Annotated in this window: 25 protein-coding genes; 6 read left to right on the plus strand and 19 right to left on the minus strand. The window is 54.8% G+C overall.

The features are described from left to right. Positions 1–55: 55 nt before the first annotated feature. The 7 genes from L9O85_RS11315 to tet(W) all read right to left on the minus strand — a co-directional run bounded on the left by L9O85_RS11315 (position 56) and on the right by tet(W) (position 6,461). Entirely contained in the window at positions 56–442 is a 387-nt protein-coding gene (locus L9O85_RS11315; protein WP_002596231.1) for a cysteine-rich VLP domain-containing protein, read from the minus strand. Then, a complete protein-coding gene (locus L9O85_RS11320) occupies positions 432–2,057 on the minus strand; it encodes a relaxase/mobilization nuclease domain-containing protein (protein WP_002596230.1) in 1,626 nt (541 codons plus the stop codon). Before L9O85_RS11320 ends, L9O85_RS11315 begins: the two co-directional genes overlap by 11 nt. Continuing rightward, the gene (locus L9O85_RS11325; protein ID WP_002596229.1) at positions 2,029–2,427 is read right to left on the minus strand and encodes a plasmid mobilization protein; all 399 of its coding nucleotides are present in this window, start codon (positions 2,425–2,427) and stop codon (positions 2,029–2,031) included. Before L9O85_RS11325 ends, L9O85_RS11320 begins: the two co-directional genes overlap by 29 nt. 497 nt (positions 2,428–2,924) lie before the next feature. Next, the gene (locus L9O85_RS11330; protein ID WP_002586615.1) at positions 2,925–3,137 is read right to left on the minus strand and encodes a helix-turn-helix domain-containing protein; all 213 of its coding nucleotides are present in this window, start codon (positions 3,135–3,137) and stop codon (positions 2,925–2,927) included. Beyond that, on the minus strand, positions 3,130–3,552 hold the full coding sequence (locus tag L9O85_RS11335; protein ID WP_002586616.1) for a sigma-70 family RNA polymerase sigma factor: 423 nt from the start codon (positions 3,550–3,552) through the stop codon (positions 3,130–3,132). Before L9O85_RS11335 ends, L9O85_RS11330 begins: the two co-directional genes overlap by 8 nt. 171 nt (positions 3,553–3,723) lie before the next feature. Beyond that, complete coding sequence (locus L9O85_RS11340) at positions 3,724–4,491, minus strand: class I SAM-dependent methyltransferase (RefSeq protein WP_002586626.1); 768 nt, start codon at positions 4,489–4,491, stop codon at positions 3,724–3,726. A gap of 50 nt (positions 4,492–4,541) precedes the next feature. Further along, on the minus strand, positions 4,542–6,461 hold the full coding sequence (gene tet(W), locus L9O85_RS11345; RefSeq protein WP_002586627.1) for a tetracycline resistance ribosomal protection protein Tet(W): 1,920 nt from the start codon (positions 6,459–6,461) through the stop codon (positions 4,542–4,544). A 1,340-nt stretch (positions 6,462–7,801) separates the two neighbouring features. On the opposite strand from tet(W), the gene L9O85_RS11350 reads away from it, so the two are divergent. Continuing rightward, entirely contained in the window at positions 7,802–8,461 is a 660-nt protein-coding gene (locus L9O85_RS11350; RefSeq protein ID WP_050623674.1) for a Crp/Fnr family transcriptional regulator, read from the plus strand. Between the two features lie 63 nt (positions 8,462–8,524). Here L9O85_RS11350 and L9O85_RS11355 read toward each other — a convergent pair whose 3' ends face one another. The 8 genes from L9O85_RS11355 to L9O85_RS11390 all read right to left on the minus strand — a co-directional run bounded on the left by L9O85_RS11355 (position 8,525) and on the right by L9O85_RS11390 (position 15,367). Then, on the minus strand, positions 8,525–8,710 hold the full coding sequence (locus L9O85_RS11355; RefSeq protein WP_301578641.1) for a heavy-metal-associated domain-containing protein: 186 nt from the start codon (positions 8,708–8,710) through the stop codon (positions 8,525–8,527). Positions 8,711–8,823: 113 nt separating this feature from the next. Beyond that, positions 8,824–9,570 carry an SDR family NAD(P)-dependent oxidoreductase gene (locus L9O85_RS11360; RefSeq protein WP_108980701.1) on the minus strand — a complete coding sequence of 249 codons (747 nt, stop codon included), beginning with the start codon at positions 9,568–9,570 and terminating at the stop codon, positions 8,824–8,826. Between the two features lie 93 nt (positions 9,571–9,663). Beyond that, the gene (locus L9O85_RS11365; protein WP_050623672.1) at positions 9,664–10,239 is read right to left on the minus strand and encodes a hypothetical protein; all 576 of its coding nucleotides are present in this window, start codon (positions 10,237–10,239) and stop codon (positions 9,664–9,666) included. Beyond that, positions 10,236–10,445 (minus strand): ATP-binding protein, encoded by a 210-nt coding sequence (locus L9O85_RS11370; RefSeq protein ID WP_050625422.1) that lies wholly within the window; start codon positions 10,443–10,445, stop codon positions 10,236–10,238. The genes L9O85_RS11365 and L9O85_RS11370 overlap by 4 nt, the downstream gene beginning before the upstream one ends. Before the next feature lie 130 nt (positions 10,446–10,575). Then, positions 10,576–12,267 carry an FAD-dependent oxidoreductase gene (locus L9O85_RS11375; protein ID WP_301578642.1) on the minus strand — a complete coding sequence of 564 codons (1,692 nt, stop codon included), beginning with the start codon at positions 12,265–12,267 and terminating at the stop codon, positions 10,576–10,578. A gap of 1 nt (position 12,268) precedes the next feature. Then, the gene (locus L9O85_RS11380) at positions 12,269–12,589 is read right to left on the minus strand and encodes a rhodanese-like domain-containing protein (RefSeq protein WP_301578643.1); all 321 of its coding nucleotides are present in this window, start codon (positions 12,587–12,589) and stop codon (positions 12,269–12,271) included. Positions 12,590–12,601: 12 nt separating this feature from the next. Then, positions 12,602–12,907 carry a thioredoxin gene (gene trxA, locus L9O85_RS11385; protein WP_301578644.1) on the minus strand — a complete coding sequence of 102 codons (306 nt, stop codon included), beginning with the start codon at positions 12,905–12,907 and terminating at the stop codon, positions 12,602–12,604. A 369-nt stretch (positions 12,908–13,276) separates the two neighbouring features. Beyond that, entirely contained in the window at positions 13,277–15,367 is a 2,091-nt protein-coding gene (locus tag L9O85_RS11390; RefSeq protein ID WP_301578645.1) for an S-layer homology domain-containing protein, read from the minus strand. A 1,143-nt stretch (positions 15,368–16,510) separates the two neighbouring features. Here L9O85_RS11390 and L9O85_RS11395 point away from each other — a divergent pair. Both L9O85_RS11395 and L9O85_RS11400 read left to right on the plus strand, forming a co-directional pair. After that, positions 16,511–17,143 carry a hypothetical protein gene (locus tag L9O85_RS11395; RefSeq protein ID WP_301578646.1) on the plus strand — a complete coding sequence of 211 codons (633 nt, stop codon included), beginning with the start codon at positions 16,511–16,513 and terminating at the stop codon, positions 17,141–17,143. Positions 17,144–17,275: 132 nt separating this feature from the next. Beyond that, positions 17,276–17,815, plus strand: coding sequence for a hypothetical protein (locus L9O85_RS11400; RefSeq protein WP_301578647.1), 540 nt, complete (start codon positions 17,276–17,278; stop codon positions 17,813–17,815). Positions 17,816–17,856: 41 nt separating this feature from the next. Here the strand turns inward: L9O85_RS11400 and L9O85_RS15210 are convergent, their stop codons facing one another. The 3 genes from L9O85_RS15210 to L9O85_RS11410 all read right to left on the minus strand — a co-directional run bounded on the left by L9O85_RS15210 (position 17,857) and on the right by L9O85_RS11410 (position 19,712). Further along, complete coding sequence (locus L9O85_RS15210) at positions 17,857–18,279, minus strand: zinc-ribbon domain-containing protein (RefSeq protein ID WP_430688793.1); 423 nt, start codon at positions 18,277–18,279, stop codon at positions 17,857–17,859. Positions 18,280–18,577: 298 nt separating this feature from the next. Further along, positions 18,578–19,423 (minus strand): tyrosine-type recombinase/integrase, encoded by an 846-nt coding sequence (locus L9O85_RS11405; protein ID WP_050623664.1) that lies wholly within the window; start codon positions 19,421–19,423, stop codon positions 18,578–18,580. A 28-nt stretch (positions 19,424–19,451) separates the two neighbouring features. Beyond that, complete coding sequence (locus L9O85_RS11410; protein ID WP_301578648.1) at positions 19,452–19,712, minus strand: hypothetical protein; 261 nt, start codon at positions 19,710–19,712, stop codon at positions 19,452–19,454. 161 nt (positions 19,713–19,873) lie between these two features. Here L9O85_RS11410 and L9O85_RS11415 point away from each other — a divergent pair, with 161 nt between their 5' ends. The 3 genes from L9O85_RS11415 to hslO are packed head-to-tail and all read left to right on the plus strand — an operon-like array spanning position 19,874 to position 21,800. Further along, positions 19,874–20,170 (plus strand): YerC/YecD family TrpR-related protein, encoded by a 297-nt coding sequence (locus L9O85_RS11415; protein ID WP_050623662.1) that lies wholly within the window; start codon positions 19,874–19,876, stop codon positions 20,168–20,170. Beyond that, complete coding sequence (locus L9O85_RS11420) at positions 20,167–20,919, plus strand: class I SAM-dependent DNA methyltransferase (RefSeq protein ID WP_301578649.1); 753 nt, start codon at positions 20,167–20,169, stop codon at positions 20,917–20,919. Before L9O85_RS11415 ends, L9O85_RS11420 begins: the two co-directional genes overlap by 4 nt. 2 nt (positions 20,920–20,921) lie before the next feature. Then, on the plus strand, positions 20,922–21,800 hold the full coding sequence (gene hslO, locus L9O85_RS11425) for an Hsp33 family molecular chaperone HslO (protein WP_050623660.1): 879 nt from the start codon (positions 20,922–20,924) through the stop codon (positions 21,798–21,800). A 71-nt stretch (positions 21,801–21,871) separates the two neighbouring features. Here hslO and trxB read toward each other — a convergent pair whose 3' ends face one another. Then, positions 21,872–22,798 (minus strand): thioredoxin-disulfide reductase, encoded by a 927-nt coding sequence (gene trxB / locus L9O85_RS11430; protein ID WP_301578650.1) that lies wholly within the window; start codon positions 22,796–22,798, stop codon positions 21,872–21,874.

A 22,798-nucleotide genomic window follows, 5' to 3' on the forward strand; every position in this document is an offset into this window, starting at 1 on the left:
GGGAAAAGGATAAATGTATCGCGTACCCTTTGACACCCACGAAAAAAGCCTTGATTTATGCGGGTTTGAAAGGCTCTAAAGCGTGACATCTCTGCCTTTGTTTCCGCTTTCTCTCGGCGGCTTTGATTTTCTTCATGCGCCCGGCGCAGTCGGGGCAGTATTTTCCCCGGTTGGATTTGGGGACAAAGGCCGCCCCGCAGACGGCACACCGTTTCCGGCTTCCCCGGCACAAGAGGGCTGCGGCCAGCTCCCCGTCAAGGGGCAGGACAGCCACACGGAACCAGTGGCACATGAGGGAAAAGGAAATGCTCTGGACGCACACGCAAGGCTCCCCGTCGTCCAATAGCAGGCAGTTCCCCTCATCGTAGTTACAGCACTCATGTACCAGCCGCCGCGCCCGCCGGTGCTGGCGGTAGTCCATGTGGGGCAGGTTATCGCTCATGGCTCTGCTCCTTTCTGCGGTGCGGCTCGTCCCGGCGCAAAATCTGGTCGATGTTCCGCTTGACGGTCTGCAACTCCTTGAACCGCTGTTTCTGTTCGTGATAGGTGTTATACAGGCCGTCTTTCTCGGAGATAAGCTGCTCGATCTCGGCCTGCAACGCTTTCCGGGCGGGCAGCTTGGTAATGCCATGCGCCTTGAAATACCGGGCTGCTGCGTCGGCTATGATAAAATCGCTCTCATGGGCCTGCCGGTATGCGGCGCGGGCTTTCTCGGATTTCTGTGCCCGCAGCCCGTCGCGGGCGGCCTTGGTCTGGGCGTAGGCCAACACCTGCCGCTGCAACTTCTTTTTCCCTTGCAGCTTCGTTTCCAGTGCTTTCAGTTCGCCGCTGGTCTGGCGCATTTTCTGATAGGCGGTGTCAACGGCGGCTTCTAACTGCTCCGGGGAAGTAAAGCCGTATTGCTGGTAGACGGACAGCGTTTTGGCGGCCTGCTTCAGATTGTGTATCTTCGCCCAGCGTTCATAGCCCCGGCCTTTGCCCTCGGCCATTTTCTGCTCAATGTCCACAAGCCGCTGCACTCCGTCCTGTTTCGGGGCGGCTATCTCGGCTCTGGCAACCTGCAAGCGGTCTTTTATGGTGCGTGGGGGATCGGGGGATCTGGCTGGCGCTTCGGCTGCTCTGGCGGCGTTTTGCTCTAAAACGGCAAAGACAGCGGCGCGGTCAAAATCGTCGCCCAGCTTCCGGGCGGTAATTGGCTTTGTCCTGTCCGGCGTGAGGTAGGAAAGCCGCCCCCGGCTCTCCTTGACGGTCACACCCTCCTGCAGCAACAGAGAGGAAAACTCGTCAAAGCTGGCGGCGGTGGCAAGGGCTTTCCGTAGGGTCTGCCGCAGCTTCTCCTTGTTCGTTTCAAACTTGGTCTGCCGGGGCGTGATACTATCGGCAATCATGGGGGCGTTCTGCTTGTCCAGCGCGGCCTGTCCCTTTTTCTGCGCCCAATACTCCCGGTCGGTGACGCGGTTCTTGCTGCCGTTCAAGAGGTCGATTTGATAAAGCCCCTCCCGGTGGCACATCTCCATGACTTCGGATTTGAAGTAGCGCAGGGCAGCGTCGGTACATCGGTGCTTGCAGCCGACTTTCGTATCGGCCGGCCTGTCCATGTAGGGCAGGAACGGCACTTCCTCAATCCGCAGGCTGTTTATGACGATATGCACATGAATGTTGCCGCTGTGGTTATGCCCGTCCGGGTGGGTGCAGACAAGGGCCTGGTGGCCGGGAAAATGCTCTTTACAGAATTGTTCCCCCAACGCCTGCGCCCGGTCTACGGTCAGGCCGTTGTCCGGCCCGTCCCGCGGGTCAAAGCTGATGATGTAGTGGTGGCTTTTCACATCTTCCCGCCGCTGGTTTTTCTGATAGCGGAGATTGGCCCGCATACACGCAACGGCAAAATCCTCCCCGTCGCAGTTCAGCGTGGACAGCCGGTAGTCCTCGCGGGGGATAAGCCTGCCGGTTTCATCAAGGACGGGCTTCATGGTAAACTCGTCATGCTCAAAGAGAAGATATTGCTCGGCGGCTCCGTAGTCGGCGTTTTTAGAGTTGATATGCTTGAGTGTTGCCAACCGCGTCACCTACTTTCTTGAGGACTTCATACTTGAGGACGGCAAGGTCGGATATGGCGGCGCGTACCTCGCCGGAAAGGGTGTTGTAGGGTACGCCGTATTCGTTCAGATACCGGGCAATCTGATTGAGGTTGCCGCCGATCCTGCCGTACTCGGCTGTCAGCTTCCCGACAGCGGAAAGCAACTCGTCATTGACCGACGACACATGGACAACCGGGCGTATGGTCGCCCGCCGTATCGCCTGCCGGAGAAATTCGGACTGGCTGATACCATAGGGCGCAAGCCGCGCTGTGAAGTCGGCATACTCATCTTCGGACAGCCGGGTTTTCACAACGCGGCTGCGGTGGGGCGTGTTGTATTTCTTTCGCATGGTGTGACCTCCTTTCTCGCCCGTAAGGGCGCATGAGCAGGGTTTGGGGAAGGCACTCCCCAACAAGTTTCCCGCGAGGGGCAAAACTGCAGAATTGCGGATTTTGGCACCGTGGTAGAAACTTGCTCTCCGTGACTGCAAACTTTCTCTCACTTCCGTCCGCCACTTTTTTGGAAAACTGCAACCACAAAAGTTTGTTTCTCTTTTTCTGCTACTACTAATCCTGTAAAGGGCATTCCTGCCCGCTTTCGCTAAAATGACACCGGACGCAGTGGTTTCTACCCGGTGTTGGAGAAATCCTTTCTCTTTGCCCTCTACTACGGGTAAATGCTCCAAATGCCAAACACCAGGGCAGAAAAATTCCCTCCTCGCTTACTACTACAACCGGCAGGGGGCAAAATGGCCGGGAGCGGAGCCGGACAACAAAAAAAGCAGTAAATCTTTTTCAAGACTTACTGCTTTCGCTGGCCGCGTCGGTGGCGGCTGGTATTCAGTTTTTATGACTTGTCCGGTGGTTCGTCAAGCCGGAACTTGAATTGACAGTCAATTAACCGCTGCTTTACATAGTCCTCCACCTCGGCGTTGACCTGCCCGTTCACTTTTGAGAAATAGCGGATATATCCGGCGTAGTGGAGCAGGACAGCGTTCACGGCTTCTGGGTCGCCCTCACGGGCTTTGAGGATTGTTTCATAGGGGAGAAGTCTACTCATACCGGCTCACCCCCATTTCTTCGCGTAGCCGCTGCAAGGCAAGCTGGATATGCCGCCCCGCTGTGCTGCGTGACCGGCCAATACACGCGCCGATCACGCGCTGCGGCTGGCGCAGAAAGTAATAGCGCAGGATTTCTTCCCGCGTCTGCTCCGGCAAAACAGAGATCGCGTCGGCAAGGGCGGCGTTGCAGAGCAGGACGGTCTGACCGCAGACGGTAAATGGGTATTCCTCGTCCGGCTCCGACGCGGCAAACTGGACAAACTTCTCGTTCATCAGATAGTCAAGGGAAACTTGCCGTTCCCATTGCCGTTTAAGCTTCAAAATCTTGTCCAAGGCGGCACAGCGGATAACAGTCTTGCAAAAGGCGTTGTACCTGCGCTGGATATATTCTTGATAGGCTATCTGGTCGGTCATGGAAATTCCCCTTTCTGAATAATAGTGCGGGGCGGTGGCACTTCTTGCTGTCGCCCCTTGATTGCCTACCAGCAAAGGCGGGCGGGGCTGTCAACGGCTGCGCATATGCGCCGTTCATCTTGACCGTTGACTGGCTCGGCTGGGTTTGCTATTTACCCGACAAACTTGAATTTATTTTAAGCTATCACGTTTTACCTTCTTAAGCCTTACTATCATTACCATAGGAATTTCTTTGTTGGTTTTAAAACATTCTTCATAAAATCCATCAATGACAAATCCAGCTCTAAAACAAAGGTTAAAAATATCTTGTATGGAACGATGATAATAAATCTGCTCTTTCGGTTGCCCTTCAATCGCTATATCATAGTAACTGTGCGGTGTCATATATTTTTCAGTCAACGTGACAAAACAAGGGTGTTGCGTTGCAAAGACAAAAATTCCGCTTTCCTGCAACAGTTCATAAACAGCCATAAGAAGTGGTTCAATATCCGTAATATCCATAATTGCCATATTAGAAACTGCTTTCGTAAAGGCTCGATTTCTTTTTAATTCTAGTATACTTTTTCTATCGGTCGCATCCGCCACACAAAATTCAATTTGTTTTGCATATTGTGATTGCCGTCTTTTAGCCAATTCTATCATTTTTTTGCTGTAATCAAAAGCGACAACCGAAGCGCCTCTTTGTGCAAGATACGAAGAATAATTTCCATTGCCACACGCAATATCCAAAATGTAATCCGCAGGATTAGGAGATAGAAGTTCCGTTACTTTGGGACGCACTACCTCTCTGTGAAATTCATTAGATTCGTCACCCATTGCATTATCCCAAAATTGTGCGTTCTCCTCCCAGATTTTTTTACTTTCCTCTGTTCCCATGTTCTCTCCCACTCCCCAAATTTGCTTTTTTGCTTCCATTAAATCTTCCTTACTATATTCCATTGTTACCCTCCATAACTTCTGATTGTTGCCGTCTTGACGATTATGTATCTTTACATTACCTTCTGAAACATATGGCGCACCTTGTCCAGGCGGCTGTTTGGACGGCGGGGCTGGATGACCGGCTGACCGACAGCGGCCTGATATCCTTTCAGCTCTGTAAGGCATACGCTCCGCCCGTTGGTGTAAAAGGCCAGATCAGTACGGTATGCCTGTATACAGCGGGCGGGAATCTCGCCAGTAAAGACAACTTCATCCTTTTTTACCTGGGCCGTTTCGATGGTGGCACAGTATTTCGGTGCATCATGATAAGCCCTGGAAAGGTATTCCTGGGGCGCATAGAGGATGAAGGAGAGATAAGGTTCCAGCAGCTGCGTCCCCGATTCCTTCAATGCCTGTTCCAATACAATCGGGGCCAATGAGCGGAAGTCCGCCGGCGTGCTGACCGGACTGTAATAAAGCCCGTATTCAAAGCAAATCTTACAGTCCGTTACGTTCCAGCCGAACAAGCCCTGCTCCAGCCCGTAACGGATACCATCCCTGACAGCGTTTTGAAAACTCTGGTTCAAGTATCCCAGCGAAACCCGGCTCTCGTATTGTACACCGGAGCCAAGCGAGAGTGGTGTAACAGACAGTCCTATGGATGCCCAAAACGGGTTGGGCGGCACCTCGATATGGATGGTGTGGCTGGCTGCTTTGAGCGGCCGCTCCATATAAATGACGGAGGGTTCCTTTACCACTGTTTCAAGCTTGTATTTTTCCGACAGCAAAGCGGAAACAACCTCCAACTGCACCCGGCCCAAAAAAGAAAGAATGATCTCATGGGTGATGGAATCCACTTCGCAACGCAAAAGCGGGTCAGTATCCGCAAGTTGCGTAAGAGCGTCCAGCAGCCGTTCTCTTTGCGCTGCCGTTTTCGGCGCAATCGTCGTCCGCAGCATGGGGAGGGGGTCCTCGCGCCACCTTTTACGAGGGAGCCGGGTTTGGTCCCCTAATACATCGTTTAACCTCACGCTGTCGCTGGGAAGGATAACAATTTCACCCTGATAAGCGGTGTCTGTCCGAACAATTTCCCCTTTGGATGGAATACGCATCTCTGTGATTTTCAGCTTTTCTCTCCCGGCCAGGGCCACCGTATCCCGCAGGCGCAGCGTTCCGCTGTATAACCGTAGATAGACACGCCGCTGGCCGCAATCGGTGTACTCAACCTTGAAAACGCTGCCGCATAGGGCGGCGCCCCCCTGTTCCCCAATCGGTTGGAACAGCCCTGTCACCGCATCCATCAACGGTTGAATGCCAAGGCCATTTTTGGCGCTGCCATGATAGACTGGGAACAGGGAGGCGTCTTGAACCCGCTGCTGTTCCTCCCGCGCAAGTTTTTCCCGGCTGATTGGTTCTCCTGCGATATACTTTTCCAATAATTCATCGTTATTTTCGATGACCGCATCCCATGCTTCTATGTCGGTATTTTCCTCCAGGACTATTTCCGGGGACAGCGACACCGTCTGCTTGATGATAATATCGGCGGAGAGCTTATCCCGAACAGACTGAACCACGCTCTGCAAATCAACGCCAGCCTGGTCGATCTTGTTGATAAAGATAACGGTGGGAATGTTCATTTTCCGCAGGGCATGGAACAGAATACGGGTCTGGGCCTGCACGCCATCTTTAGCGGAGATCACCAAGATGGCCCCATCTAAAACAGCCAAAGAGCGGTACACCTCCGCCAAAAAATCCATGTGGCCGGGCGTATCCACAATGTTAACTTTACATCTGTGCCACTGGAAGGAAGTGACTGCCGCTTGAATGGTAATCCCACGCTGCCGCTCCAAAAACATGGTGTCCGTCCTCGTTGTCCCTTTTTCGACGCTCCCCGGTTCTGAAATGGCTCCGCTGGCATATAGCAGGCTCTCCGTCAAGGTCGTCTTTCCAGCGTCTACATGGGCAAGAATTCCAATATTGATTATTTTCATGTGATTGTCCTCCCTTTACAGCCCCAAAGGGCATAAAAATCCCCAGCAGTAAAATACTTTTACCACTGGGGATTATAAGTTGCGGACATACACATATACAGCATACACCTGTTTGTGATTGCTGTTTTTGGGGATATGTCAAAATTGATAAGGCAAAAGTATTCTTAAATTGGGTACAAAAAACTAAGCCCCTACAAAAGGAGCTATCATAATCCTTTGTTCCCACTATTTGATTATAGTTTTATTTAAGAATACCTTGCCGCATATTTTTTACTCCTTTTCTGGATTAAATCATTGTATCACATCAGTTTTAGGAAAGCAAGTACCTAAAAGAAATTTTTCTTCCCCTTATATGTAACAATCATACCGGCTTCCTAGCGTTCAGAATGTTTTCTGCTGTCTGCTGTGGTGTTTGGTTGGAATTGTCCAACCAAAAGCCGATCCGTGGTGTTGTCTGCATTTTACTAAATACAAATTCAATGTATACAGAAAGATATAAGGAGTGGGAGGGATTCCGCCGTAGTTGGCATTGTAGGAAAATCCAAAAGTTTAGATTTTCCCACAATGCTTATCTTTTGGTCTTTGGTTCGGAATAGTGTAGTGCTGGCGGTCTATCTCTTGTTTTCGGTTGCTTGCTTCCTTACCGTACATGAGCATTGGGGCAAGTCACGTATTTATCAATTGTTAACAATGGAAGAGAGAACAGGCGGCCTACAGGCGACACCAGCTCTTGGACAGCCGCGTTTGTCCTGAAGTAAAGAGAGTATTTTAAATCTCTCCATGGAAAATTTCGACCTGCCCCGTTTGGTCAATGCTTTAGAGGAAGCGATTCTGGAGGATAGTCGCCAGTTATAATCTTCAACTGCCTGCCCAGCAGCAAAAAAGCCACCGAAAAATGATTCTCAGTTGCAACCATCTACCTTAGAGGAATCATATCACATTGCGCTGTTTTACAAAGTGTTCGGACGAAGTCACGCCAAGTCGCAGTATAGGAATGTCAAGATCCATGGGTGCAGGTGTTGTCAGCAGAAAAATGGCGGCCGTAGTTCCGGCGGTGATCCCCTCCACTGCCCATTTCACCACATGGGCGGAGCGGGCAGCGGACAAAGGGATATCAGGAAGTTGGAGGCGGCGGGCTGATCGATACTCTCATGCTGGCAGGGGACAGCCCCCTCGCCAGTCTGGTCAGCAAAGCCCTGAACCGGCGTTCACCACCGCCGCGGGCTCCTTCCGGAAAGTATGGAAACTGACCGAGCAGATCAGCTAACGCGGCCTGTCAACGAGTCAGTTGACAGGTCTTGATGATTTCAATATACTGATAGGCAGAAGGAGGGTTCGGTATGGACTTTCAAAGCTATTTTCCGGTTTGGAACAAGCTGACACCGGCTCAGCAGGAACGCATCCTTGGCAGCCTGATGGAGCGCAGGGTAAGCAAAGGGACCGTGATCCACAATGGAAGCATGGACTGCACCGGCCTTCTGTTGGTGAAGTCCGGCCAGCTGCGGGCCTATATTCTCTCCGACGAGGGGCGCGAGATCACCATCTACCGTCTGTTTGACCGGGATATGTGCCTGTTTTCCGCCTCCTGTATCATGCGTTCCATTCAGTTCGAAGTGACCGTTGAGGCGGAAAAGGACACTGACCTTTGGGTAATACCTTCCGAAATTTATCAGAGCATCATGGAAGGATCTGCGCCTGTTTCCAACTATACCAACGAACTGATGGCCTCTCGCTTCTCCGATGTCATGTGGCTCATGGAGCAGGTCATGTGGAAGAGTCTCGACAAGCGTGTAGCCGCATTCTTGTTGGAGGAAGTGTCTATCGAAGGGACCAGTCATCTGAAAATCACCCATGAGACCATTGCCAATCACCTGGGTTCCCATCGGGAAGTGATCACCAGAATGCTTCGATATTTTCAGAATGAGGGGATGGTCAAGCTGTCCCGCAGCAGCATCGAGATCACCAATGCCAAAAAGCTGGAAGAATTGAACGGTCAATAATAAAATGTCCGCCGAGTTGAACACAAGGCGGACATTTTCAGCTTTCTATCTGATTTTCAGCAGCTAACACCCAGCTTTTTCCACAGCGGCTTTGAAGGCGTCGTCTGTTGCAGGTCGATCCAGCCTGACAGATGCTGTTTTGTCCTCCAGACTGACGGACTCTTCCGCAATACCGGGCAGTTCTGCCGCACACCGCTCCACTCTGGTGGACCAGTGCATACCGGTAATATCAAACTGTTCTCTTTGCATAGCAGCCCCTTTTTCTGTCTGTATCCCTTTGCAGGATCATATATGAGTTTGATTTACTGATCCATATTGCAATCTGCTTCTGAGGCTGCCACTTACCACAGCCTTACGACTCGTCAGGTCCTTGCCATGCCGTCCACGCTCAGCACAACGCCGGTGATGTAGGACGCCTCATCGGAGGCCAGGAACGCAAATGCGTTGGCAATATCCTCCGGCTGGCCCAGGCGGCGCAGCGGGATTCTGGCGATCATAGGCTCGATGACCTCCTTGGGCACCGCTTTCATCATATCAGTCTCCGTAATCCCAGGAGCAACCGCGTTCACACGGATGCCCTTGGGTCCCAATTCGCGGGCCAGCGATACGGTCAGTCCATTCACCGCAAATTTGGATGCGGGATAGGCAAAACCGCTGGGCTGACCGGAGATGCTGACCATTGAGGACGTGGAAAGGATCACGCCCGTCCCCCGTGCCACCATACACTCTGCTGCGGCGCGGGTGGTATTGAATACGCCCTTTACGTTCAGATCCATGACCTTATCAAAGGTCTCCTCTGTGTATTCCATAAATGGGGTGCTTTCGGAAACGCCTGCGTTATTGACCAGGATATCCACACATCCATACTTCTCAGTGGCAGACCTGAACGCTTCCCGCACAGACTCCAGACTGGCCAGATCAGGGCTGATGCCGGCGATGATCGCATCAGGATATTTTTCTTTCAGCCGTTCAACCGCCTTTTCGGCAGAGGCTTGTGAACTTGCGGTCAGGATGACCCTAGCACCTTCTCCCAGGAACTTATCCGCCGTAGCATAACCAATGCCGCGGCTGCCTCCGGTGATGATCGCCACTTTATCTTTCAGCCTCATGGGAAGTGCCCCTTTCTGTTTTGGTTTTTCCCTCAGTGTACAGAGGGTATGCTCATATTTTACCTAAAGAATACCGGCCGTTCCGTGATGACATCACACTTTGCTGTTCCGCGCCTTGCAGACCAGCTGGGTCATGGTCCCCATAGGGCAGTACACACACCAGCTGCGGGGTTTGAACAGCACCATGGTGATCAGGCCAAGAACAGTGGAGGTCAGCATCACGCTGTAAAATCCAAAGGCGAACTGCGCCACGCCGGGATGGAGGAATGTTCCGTGATAGCCCCACTGCCAGGGCAGCTTGAACGTCCACAGCAGCGTCACCACCTGCTTTAAGTCCTGTGCTTCCGCAAACACCAGATAGGTGTTCCAGAGCATCACAAAGAACATGGCAAAAAAGAATACCAGAAATCCATATCGGAATCCTTTGCTTTTCATCCACTTTGGAATGTCCTTTCTGCGGGAGAGACCGAAGCGGCCCCCCAGCAGGCCAAACAGCTGCCCTCTGCCGCAGTAGCGGTTGCAGTAGCCTTTTGTTCCTTTCACAGCGGAGATGATCAGCGGGATAAAGAAGCAGAAGAGCCCCAACCATGCAAACAGGATATTGAAAAAGCCCAAGATCAGATAGGTCAGAGAAACGACCCAGAGATGATCATACCAATGTCTTTTCATCTTTCCACCTCCCGGATCTCGACGACGCTGGCGGGACACTCTTTCGCGCATTTCCCGCATCCCACGCAGTTGTCCATATTCACCTGCGCCATTATGCCCTTCATAATCTGAATCGCTCCCAAAGGACAGACTTTCACGCAACAGCCACAGGCAACACAGTCCTCCTGCACAACAAAGGCTTTTCGTTTCTTTCTGATAGCAGACATAAGCACCCTCCCGTCATTGATCGGCATCATTATACCGGAGAGATCCACTTTCTTCCGTGATGATATCACCTTTTGAATATAGAAAAAGCCACGCTCTCCTGATGGAAAGCGCGGCTTTGGCAGTTTGCAGTTATTTGTCCATTCCACAGCTCATGGCTCTTTCAACCAATGCCCGGTCGTTTGTTACCGCATCATAGAAGCGGAACCCTCCGGCGAAGTTATAGGCTTCGTGGCCGTTGGCTTCCAGAATGCGGCAGGCAATATAGCTGCGCAAGCCGCTCTGGCAGGTCACATATACAGGCTTACCCGGCTCTATCTCATCCAGCCGGTCCCGCAAGTCATCCAGCGGAATATTACCGAATCCTTCCATATGGCCCCCAGCGTATTCGTCCGGGGTCCTGACATCCAGCAGGATCGCACTTCCATCCCTTGGAAGATGGTCAACGTCCTCCAGATACCACTGCTTCATGGTACCGTTTGCAATATTGTCGATCATGAATCCCGCTATGTTCACAGGGTCCTTGGCGGAGGAGTAAGGAGGTGCATAGGCCAGATCCAGGTTTTTGAGCTGAGTTGCTCTCATGCCTGCATGGATGGCGGCAGCCAGCACATCAATCCGCTTGTCCACACCCTCGTAACCTACGATCTGAGCGCCCAGCAGGCGGCAGGTCCCCTTCTCAAAGACCACCTTCATGGTCATCAGCTTTCCGCCGGGGTAATAACCCGCGTGGCTCATGGGGGACAGGATCACTTTGTCCACATCCAGCCCCGCCTTTTTTGCATTGGTCTCGTTGATGCCGGTAGTGGCGGCAGTTATATCAAATACCTTGATGACGCTGCTTCCCTGAGAACCCAAATAGCGGCTGTCGCCGCCGCAGATATTGTCCGCAATGATGCGCCCCTGCTTGTTAGCGGGACCGGCCAGGGAGATCAGGGTATCCTCGCCGGTGACATAGTGCTTCACCTGTACCGCATCGCCCGCGGCATAGATGTCCGGCACAGATGTCTCCATCCGGTCGTTGACCACAATACTGCCCTTGATCCCCAGTTCCAGACCAGCTTCTTTCGCGAGAGCGGTGTCCGGCGTGATGCCGATGGCCAGCACCACCATATCCGCATGAAGGGGAGCGCTGTCCTTCAGCAGCACATCCACACCGCCGTCCTTTTCCTCAAAGCCTTCCACGGTATATCCCAGGGCCAGCTTCACACCGTGCTTGCGTGCCTCTGCGTGGATAAAGGATGCCATATCCGCATCGAAGGGATTCATCAGCTGCTTGGGGCGCTGGACGATAGTGACATCCATGCTGAGCTCCCGCAGATTTTCCGCCAGTTCCAGACCAATAAAACCGCCGCCCGCCAGAACGACAGACTTGGGGTTATGCTTATTGATGTGATCTTTGATCCGGAAGGTATCCTCCACGGTGCGCAGAGTGAACAGATTCTCCAATCCAACGCCGGGGAGGCGGGGTTGAGCGGGCTTCGCACCAGGGGACAGGATCAGCTTGTCATAGCTCTCTTCGAATTCTTCTCCGGTCTCCAGATTTTTTACCGATACCGTTTTCCTGTCCGGGTGGATAGCCTTCACCTCGTGGCGGACCTTCATGTTCACACGGAACCGGGCGAAAAAGCTCTCCGGTGTCTGAAGGGTCAGTTCTTCAGGGGCAGTGATCACATCTCCGATGTAGTAAGGCAGACCGCAGTTAGCGTAGGAAACAAAGCCTGAACGCTCGAACACCACGATCTCAGCCTGCTCATCCAGTCTGCGGAGCCTTGCCGCGGCTGTGGCTCCGCCTGCCACACCGCCTACGATCACGACTTTCATATTATCGTTCCACCTTTCCCGCATAAGCTGCAATGCCGCCGATGTTGTTTACATTGCGATATCCCATACGCCGCAGCAAACCGGCAGCCTGACGGCTCCGGGCGCCAGAGTGGCAGTAGACATACAGTGCCATATTTTTATTTTCTGCGACAGAGGCCACGTTGTCAAGAGCCTGAAGCGGAACATTTTTGCTGCCGGGGATATGGCCGTCTCTGTATTCTTCAGAGGTACGGACATCCAGCAGGACAGCACCGGGCGTGGCCAAATATTCCTTTACGCCCTGATCGATATCGGCTTGCTGGAAGAGATCGAAGAATCCCATCGTCATCCCTCCCTACAGCATCCCAAGAATTGCATTCTTGGGTCTTGCACCTATAGCCTGATCGACGATCTTTCCGTTCTTCATGACGACCAAGGTAGGAATGCTCACCACGCCAAACCGGCTCGCCAGCTCCGGCTGCTCGTCCACGTTCACCTTGCCGACCTTGATATCGTTGCGCTCCCGGGCGATCTCCTCCACGATGGGGACGACTATGCGGCAGGGACCGCACCAGGGAGCCCAGAAGTCCAGCAGAACGGGCTTGTCGGAATTCATCACTTCACTCTGGATGTTGTTCTGATCGATATTGATAGCGGACATATTCAGATCCTCCTTCTTGTTTCTTTATGGCTCTATCATAGCCAGATCCCGGCTGCATTTCCGTGATGACATCACTTAACGCGGGATTCCGCTCTCCAACTGCCAGCATCTTCTGAGTCGCTTCCGCCATGGCACTGTGCTCATGCTGCCGGGTGGAACGGACTCTCTGCCGGCCTTCTCTGACATTCAAAAAACTTCGTGACCAGAAAAGGGCACCACGCCTGTGGGAGAAATACAGGAGAGAATAAAAGCCGCAGGGAAACGTCGTGACGACTTGCCCTGCGGCTGTCCTTGATCCAGCATCGAAACAGAAGGAGGGCGGGGCGGCTGTGCCGTCCCGCCCTCCTATTCATGCAGGGGCGATTTACTTTACTTGGTCAGGCTCTCCACAAAGCGCATGAGGATGATGGCCACCTGCGCCCGGGTTGCGCTGCCCTGAGGGGCCAGCAGGCCGGCATCTGTACCGGAGATTAGGCCCTCGCCCACGGCCCAGCGCACAGCCTCCAGGGCGTAGGCGCTGACGCTGGCGCTGTCCCCGAAGGAGGACAGGGAGCTGCCCCCAGCGGGACTGCCCGCATAGCGCCACAGCATGGTGGCAAGCTGCTCCCGGGTGATGGAACCGTCTGGATCAGAGCCGTCAGAGATGCCGTTCTCCCTGGCCCATTCCATGGCCTTTTCATACCACACAGCCCCGCCGGTGGTGTCCTGTCCGTCAAAGCGGGCCAGAACAGTCATCAGCATGGCACGAGTCATGGGGTTGTCGGGGGTGAAGGCGGTGTCACTGGTACCAGAGAACAGCTCATGGGCAGTGGCGAAGTTGATGGCGTCCTTCGCCCAGTGGTTCCGAGTGTCATCAAAATTCCTGCTGCGGTCCACCAGCACCAGTTCAGCGGAGCCGGCCAGCTTGACGGTCATCCCCGCCTTAGTGGGGACGGACAGCTTCACCACCTCGCCGGTGTCCGTGTCCACGGCCACAGTGCCGCAGTCCACGTCGGCGGGGATGATCACAACGGCCTCGCCCACGGACTTTGGGACGGTGATCTCAGCAGTCACATCCTCGCCCGGCTCATCCACGGTCTTGATCTTGACACCGTTTTTGGTTGTCTCGGTGGTGGTCACAGTGCCGTCCTTCTGGGTCTCCACCACCAGGATGGAGCCGTCCTGGAACTTGGTGGTCTCAGTGACGGTGCCGGTTTTCTTGTCTGTGACAGTGGTGGTTTTGGAGCCGTCCCTGTTGGTGGTCTCCGCGGTAGTGCTGCTGCTGGAGCCGCCGCCACCGCCGGAGGAGCGGCGGGAGACGGTCACGGTGCATTCGCTGCTCCCTGCGGTGTAATTGTTCGTTTCAGCACAGGATGCGGTAAAGGTGTACCTGGCATCCCTGTTGTCCAGCTTGACAGATACGGTCCCATCCGTCAGAGTCAAAATCTTGGCCTCGCTGCCTTGGTCATCAGTCTGGGTGACGGCCACAGTGCTGTCCGCGGGGGCGGCCTTGACTGTCAGTTCCACAGTACCGCCGCCGCGAAGCTCGGCTTTGTCGGAAGAAATGGTGATGGCGGGGACAGCCTTGGCGATCTTCACAGTCACATTGCCGGTCACATCGTTGTGGTTGGCCTTGGCAGCCCTGTAATAGACGGTATATTCTCCTGCGTCGGTAAAGGTGGGATTCGTCTCGCTGTACGTGCCGTTCTCCGTGGTGGAGTAAGTCACAGCCGCGCCCTCTGCCGTTACAGTGATGGAGTGCGGCTGGCCGTCATAAGTGCCGTCGTAGCCCTGAGCGGTGACAGAGAAGTCGGCGTTGCGGATGGTGATCTTTGCAGACGCGCTTGCACTGCCATAGTTGTCCGTTTCGGCCAGAGTCGCCTTGGCATAGTAGATGCCCGCGGCAGTGGGAGCGGTTTCAGACTCATCCTTGGAACAATCTTCATCGGTATAATACCGGATGGTGATGGTACCATCTGTAATCGCATTGCCCGCGCTGGTCTTGGCCGCAGCAGTTATCGCATATGCAGTGCCATAGGTCACAGATACGTCGGACATTGCAACAGTGGGGGCGTTGTCCCTGGTGATCTGGAATGTGACCTCGGCGGAATCGTTTCCGATCGTAACGCTGACCTTTGCCTCACCGACATTGATGTTACTGGAATAGGAAACTCTATACTGGCTGTCCGCGATCACATCTCCGGTAGTGCTGTTTCTGACAACAACAGCGGGCTCGATGGCCGTACCAGTGTAGGTTTGATCTTGGATCACATCAACAGAATAACTGCTGTCCTCACCGATCTCCTTTGTCCAGAGGGCATACAGCATAATGTCGCTGGTATAGTCTTCTGCGCCCAAAGATGTAATTTTTGGCCCGGTGAAGCTGCTGTCCGCAAACCAGCCGCCGAACACACAGCCTTCGCGGGTAGGAGCAACAAGATCCGTCACGGTACCATAGGTGTGTTTATCAGGTGCATTCACACCAGCAACGCCACCGTTCAGTTCATAGATAATTTTGTACTCGTTTGGTGCCCAGATAGCATTGGGACCGCCCCTAGCCGCATCGCTGCTAAAGGAGTCGGAGAATGTATAGGGGTTTTCCCATAGATAGCCTTCTTGCCCAACATAGTTCGTTGCCCAGCGGTCAATGTGATAGCCTGTCAGTTCAAAACCGCAGACTTCTGTAAAATCAACAGTTTCTCCGACAAGTCCAAGAACCGTATAGCGTATGTCGTTGATAGGCTGGTTTGTATCTGGAGAAATAGACCTCAGGGTTAGGCTCAGAGCTTTATGTAAAACCGCAGTGTTTCCTGCCCTTCGCAACACATAATCCGCATTTTCAGCAGGTTCGTATTTAATGCATGAGTAATTATCTTCGGTTACACCAGAAGCAACCACAGTACCATTGTTCACATCCACGTCATTTACATTCCAGGTCAAACCGATTTGCGATGATTGGGACAAATTACTCAAATCCATCGTTGATGTGACAGTCGCAACATACATATTGGCCCCAGCCAAAGAAGATTGATTATCCTGAATGGTAGTTGTCCCTGAAATCGTTGCAGTTCCACCCGCATTTTTATTGGGACCGCTTATATGTACTCCTCCACCATGACCGGTTATCGATTTATTGTCAGTAATAACGCAGTCCAACAGGTTCAGAACAACACCCGGATTTGCTTGAATACCGCCGCCGTTTGCAACGGTACCGCTTCCTTGGGCCCCACAGGAATTTCCTTGAATGGTACAGTTGGCAATAGACACGGTAAGACCTGTTGTGATCTGGATGCCGCCGCCAGAGTCCTTTGAGCAGTTGTTCTTGATCTCTCCGCCGGTGATGCTAAGCTGATTGTTCGAACCGTTACTAAAGTAAATGCCACCGCCAAGGAGGTTTTTTTCACCAATGACAGCTTCATTATAGGACACAGAACCACCACTCATTGTAAAGTGGCTGGCTGAGCCAACCTGAATTCCACCGCCGCTGACTGCGGTGTTGGACGAAATATCAGCCCCATCTTCGATCTTCAAGTCACCAGAGCCCACTTGAATACCACCGCCACCTGCAGATGAGGTATTTTCACAGACAGCAGATGCAACGGTCATATCGAGATGAGTATGTCTTTGGGATTCATCGTCTCCCTGATCAACCCCGCCATAAATGCCACCTCCGCCATTTGCTGCTCCGTTATCGCAGATGGTGCCGCCATACATGTAAAATCCAATATAATAATCATCCGGAGTATCAGATACCTGGGCATTTGCACCGCGAGTCATCAGACCTACACCGCCGCCAAAGGCGCGGCCTTCACCGCCACTCACAGCGGCAACATTTTGAGAAATCTCTCCTCCGTTCATAATGAATGTGCCATTTTCATAAACAGCAACACCGCCCCCCAAGGAATCGCTGTTGCCCGTGCGATTTGTTCCGCTTGTGACTTTGGAGTAATTTGTATTTGTTACAGCATTATTTTTTACAGAGGAACCCTCGTTCATTGTCAGTGTGCCGCCATAGACGGCGATACCTCCACCCATGTTATAGTATCGAGGAAGGTCATAGGTTTGTCCACTCTCTTCATAGGTCGTATGATCGTAAGCATTGTCCTGAGTGCTGGTATGGTTGTTGTTTTGGACTACTGCACCATTATCCAGCGTTACCTGACCGCCCTCAATCCGAATTGCAGCCTCAGCCGCGGCCAGCCCACCAGCAGCTTCACCAGTCCACGTTGCGCCACCGTCAATAGTAATATCCTTTAAGGTCAGTTCTGCTCCAGCCGGCACAGAAATCAGTTCTCCCTGATAGCTTTGATCGCGCTTGATGGTGCCGCCGCCAGAGATGGTTACATTACCAGAGATGGTCACTTTTGCACCGATAGTCAAGGTCTCACCTTGGTTAACAACGAGATTTTCAGACAGTGTTGTCTCATCGTCCCATATTCCGTTATTCGCTATATTATCCGCAGGATAGAGAAGCCCGATCACGGCATTGATGGTTTCATCGTTCTCCACATCAAGGCCGTGTTCCTCGGCATAGGCGTAGATCTCGGAGATTTGGTCGCTGATCCTCTCCACCTGCTCCTCGTCCTCCGGATCAATATCAGCCGGGTCAGGCAGAGCCGCGATCAGCGCCGTAAGCTGTTCCTCCGCCGTGGGGCCGACAGGTTCTCCCTGTTCACCCGCCGGCTCCTGCTGCTCATCAGCAGGAGCCTCATAGGTACAGGCGGTATAGTCCGCCGTGCAGATGGGGCAGTCCGTGTTCACGGTCTCCCCGGTACAAAGGGACTCGCAGATGCAGGCCGGCTCTTCCGGCCCGGCCGCCTCCTCCACCGGAGGCTCACCGTGGACCTCTCCAGGCTCCTCTGTGACCACGGCAGGAGCCACATTCTGCGGTCCCTCCGCCGCCAGCGCGCTCACAGGCATCAGCGATAATACCAGTACCAGCGATAAGAAACTTGACAATATCCGTTTTTTCATTTCTCGTTCCTCCTGTTACGATTTTCCAGATCGGGAATTAGAGCTGACCGGCCCCATTTTATTCCCATTCTTCCAGCGCCCACCGACAGCGTTCCAGCCGTTTGGGGCTGACTTTCCCGGCGCAGACGGGAACAGCCGCACTTCTGCGGCCCCGCCCTGGAATACATGGCGGCCTTCCAGATATGACCGTTGGGACACTCCCGCCAAGCCATCCGGCGGCTTCCCGCTGTCACGTGCTCCGGGGTTAGGTCGGGGGACGCACCACTGGGCGGCCACCTCTCGGGCCAGTAAGTACGCCAGTTCTTCTGTCTCCTGCCATAGGACCCCTCTCTTGGCGTCAGCGTCCTGTTTTTGACCGGTGCCCACTGGGTCAGCAGGACCAGCTCATCCCGCTCCGCGCAGTAGTCGTAGAGAGTCATTCGCAATATTTATCGCCTCCAATCTTTTCAGAATTCTCATTCTGTCCCATCATTTGCTGTATAGGCCATACAAAGAGAGATAGAGCGAATGAAAAGCGTCTTTTGCTGTTCTAAAAACAGGTAAAAAGCCGTAGCAAGGAAAGCCGCAAAAACATTCCATTTTGCGGCTCATATTTTTGTGCCCAAAAGCAGGTCCTGCTCTTGCTCTTTTGAAAAGAAAGTGGTAATATTTACATGGAATATGTAATTCTGGCAGTTTTATATTTACAGCAAATGAGACGGAATGAGAATTTCGACTTTACGATACAAGTCCCAGTCGGTCCAGCTGCCGCTGGTGTTCCGCCCCGGAGGTCAGGAGGTAGATGCGTGTGGTCTCGAGGCTGGAATGGCCCAGCACATCCGCCAGCTTCACGATGTCACGGCTGGCCCGGTAAAAGGCCGCGGCGAACAGATGGCGAAGGTTGTGGGGAAAGACCTTGCTGGCCGCGACCCCCGCCGTCTTGCACAGCCCCTTCATCTCCGCCCAGATCTGACGGCGGCTGAGGGGCGTCCCGTTTCTGGTGAGAAAGATCTCGCCGGAAGCGGTTTTTTGCTGTTTGGCGTATTTCAGCAGCTTGCGGCACAGCTTGCTGGGGATGAGGATGGTGCGGATCTTGCCTTTCAGGGCGACCTCCGCCCGGCCCGCTCTGGCCGCCTCCACGGTAATATACTGCACCTCGCTGACCCGGATGCCGGTGGCGCAGATGGCCTCCATCAACAGAGCCAGCCGCGTTTTGTTCTGCGCCTTTGCCGCAGCGGTGAGGGCGTTGTAGTCGGACCGGGTCAGGTCCCGGCTGTCATCCCGGAACATCCGCCGCTGGACCTTGAGAAACTTCACCCGGCAGTCCCCGAAGCCCAGAAAGTCCAGCAGACTGTTCAGGGCGGAGAGCATGGCATTGACGCTGGCGGGGGCGTAGCCCCGCTCCACCAAATGGGTCTTCCACGCCGCCGTCCGCTCCTTGGTGATCTCCCGCCCCTCCAGCCAGCGGGCGAAGGCCCGGACGTCCCGCAGATATTTCTCTACAGTGGCGGCGCTTTTTTCTTCCAGCCGAAGATGGTCCGCATACGCCTGGATGTGTTCCAATGCTGGTCTGTGTTCGCTCATGGTACTCCTCCTTGATGGTTCTATATGGCTATTTTACGGGTAAAGCAACGCCCACAGCGGCAAATACCTCTGTGGGCGTTCCGATACTGTCCCGCTTGCCGTGCTGACAGCTTGCCACTGACAGAGGGAACCTATGCGCTCGGCTGACGGCTTGACTTTGGGCGGTCACCGACACTTCGCCGCTCATGAGGCACATGCAGGCTTTTTCCATCTGCTTGGTCACACAAAAGCCCTCCATCCAGGTGGAAGCCGGTACACTGCGCAGCGCTTTATATTCCCGTTCGCTCATGTCAAAACCTCCGCAGGCCGCATTTGAGCGGCCGGTTTTTGATTTTTTTCTTCACTCCCCGTTTACTTTCATAGATTAGCCTGTTAAAATATAAAAGAGCGCGGCGGGACCTTGTTGGGCCGCCGGGAGGCAAGATTTTCTCTGGAGAAGGAGCACCCAATATGTCTAAATTTTTAGAGAAGGAATCCAGCGACACTCTGTACCGAGCCATCGTGTCTTTACAGGACGTGGATGAGTGCCGCCGCTTTTTTCAGGATCTGTGCACCGTGTCCGAGCTGAAAGCCATGGAGCAGCGGATGGAGGTAGCCATGCTGCTGGACCAGGGGCTGATATACAGTGACATCCTGGAGCGCACCGGCGCCTCCAGCGCCACCATCAGCCGCGTTAACCGCTGTCTTCACTACGGCGCCGATGGCTATCAGGCCGTCATCCCCCGTCTGAAGGAGCGTCAGGAATGAACAGCTATGGATTTCTGGCCGGCTGCTACGATGAGTTCACCACCGATGTGGACTACGCCGCCTGGGCCGAATACATCCAGCGCCACTTTGAACGGGCGGACCTGCCCGGCTCCACTGTGCTGGATCTGGCCTGCGGCACCGGCTCCCTCACCCGCGAGCTGTCCCTGCGGGGATATGAGATGATCGGGGTGGACCTCTCCCCCGACATGCTGGCCCAGGCCGCAGAAAAGAACCGGGATGCGGAGGGGATCGCCCCCATTTTTCTGTGCCAGAGCATGGATCAGCTGGACCTGTATGGCACCATCGACGCCTGCGTGTGCTGTCTGGACAGCATCAACTATGTCACCGACCCGAAAAAGCTGCGGAGGGCCTTTCAGCGGGTCCACCTGTTCCTCATGCCCGGCGGGCTGTTCCTCTTTGACGTCAACACCCCCGCCAAGCTGGAGGGCCTGGATGGCCAGGTCTTTCTGGACGAGACAGAGGACGCCTACTGCGTCTGGCGGGCAGAGTACTCCCGCCGCCGCCGGGTCTGCTCCTACTTCATGGATATCTTCCGCCTGGAGGAGGAGAGCGGCCTGTGGGAGCGGGGAGAGGAGCTCCACGAGGAGCGGGCCTACACGCCGGAGGAGCTGACCAGCTATCTCCGCGACGCCGGGTTCACCCAGATCAAGCAATATGGAAATCTGAAGCACCGTCCCCCCAAGCCTGGGGAGGACCGCATCTTCTTCACCGCACGAAAGGAAGTCTGATCATGTCCGACCATATCATCCGCGCCATCACCGCCGACGGCTCGGTCAAAGCTGTCGCCATCACCGGCCGGGACCTGGTGGAGCGTGCCCGCACCATCCACACCCTGCTCCCCGTGGCCACCGCCGCCCTGGGCCGCACCCTGCTGGCCGCCTCCATGATGGGGGATATGCTGAAAGAGGACAACGGCGCTCTCACCCTCCAGATCAAGGGCGGCGGGCCCCTGGGCACCATTCTGGCTGTCTCCGACTGCGGCGGGAACGTGCGGGGCTATGTGCAGGATCCCCATGTAGAGCTGATGGAGAAGGTCCCCGGTAAGCTGGATGTGGGGGCCGCCGTGGGCACCGACGGCAGTCTCACCGTCATCAAGGACCTGGGACTGAAGGAACCCTATATCGGCTCTATCGGCCTGTTCTCCGGGGAGATCGCCGACGACATCGCCATGTACTTTGTGGAAAGCGAGCAGATCCCCACCGCCTGCGCCCTGGGAGTTCTGGTGGACCGGGACCAGAGCGTCCTGGCCGCCGGCGGCTATCTGATCCAGCTGCTGCCCGGCGCAGAGGAGGGCCTGATCGACAAGATCGAGGCCGGCGTTCGCCGGGTGGGCTCTGTGAGCCACGCCCTCTCCCGCGGGCTGGACGCCCAGGGCCTGCTGGAAGAGGTGCTCTCCGACTTTCAGCTGGAGGTCCTGGAGACCCACCCGGTGGAGTACCGGTGCAGCTGCAGCCGGGAGCGGGTGTCCCGAGCGCTGATCAGCATGGGACGTGAGGAGCTCTCCTCCCTCATCGCGGAGCAGGGACAGGCCGACCTGTCCTGTCAGTTCTGCGACAAGGTCTACCACTTCTCAAAGGAGGAGCTGGAGGGGCTGCTGTCCTCTATGTGACACCCCCTCCTATTGGGAAAGGATAAGGGCAGGAGCCCCCACGGAAAACCGTGGGGGCTCCTGCCTGCTTTTTATCTGTTTTCTTCCATGAGGTATTGTTCGATAAAATGGGAGGCCGTCGCCCCGTCCGCCGTGGCGGTCACGATCTGCCGCAGGGGCTTGGTCCGCACATCCCCCACGGCGAAGACCCCCGGCAGCCCGGTGCGGGTCGTCTCGTCAGCCTTGATATACCCCTGCTCGTCCAGTTCCACCTGCCCCCGGAAGAGCTCTGTATCCGGGACCCGGCCAATGGCCACAAAGATGCCCTCACAGGCCAGCTCCCGCCGTGCCCCGGTCCTCACATCCTCCAGTACCAGGCCGCTCACCCGCTTATCCCGCAGGAGCCCCACTGCCCGGCTGTTCCACAGGATCTGGATACCGCTGTCCTTCAACGCGTCCATGTACACCTTCGAGGCCCGCAGGGTATCCCGGCGATGAATCAGATAGACCTCTCTGCACAGCTTGGACAGGTAGAGTGCGTCCGCCACAGCGCTGTTCCCTCCACCCAGTACCGCCACTGTTTTATTTCGGTACATCATGCCGTCGCAGGTGGCGCAGTACGCCACCCCCCGGCCCCGCAGCTCCCGCTCCCCGGGCAGTCCCATCTCCCGTGGAGAGGCCCCGGTGGCCAGCACCACAGCCCTGGCCCGCACCTCCCCCTCACTGGTCTGGATGACCTTGGGAACCGCAGCCAGCTCCACACCGGTCACCTCGGCGAAGCGGGTCTCCACCCCGAAGCGCTCCGCACCCCGCTGCATCTTCTCCCCCAGCTCGAAGCCATCCACTCCCCCTTCGAACCCTGGGTAGTTGTCCACCTGTCCGGTGGTTGCCATCTGTCCCCCGGGGGACAGCTTCTCCAGCACCACCACTGAAAATCCACTGCGGGCGCAGTACAGCCCAGCGGTATATCCCCCCGGCCCTCCGCCGATAATCGCTACATCATAGAGCCTCTGTTCCAC

The sequence above is a fragment of the Lawsonibacter asaccharolyticus genome (assembly GCF_022453915.1).
Classification (GTDB): Bacteria; Bacillota; Clostridia; order Oscillospirales; family Oscillospiraceae; genus Lawsonibacter; species Lawsonibacter asaccharolyticus.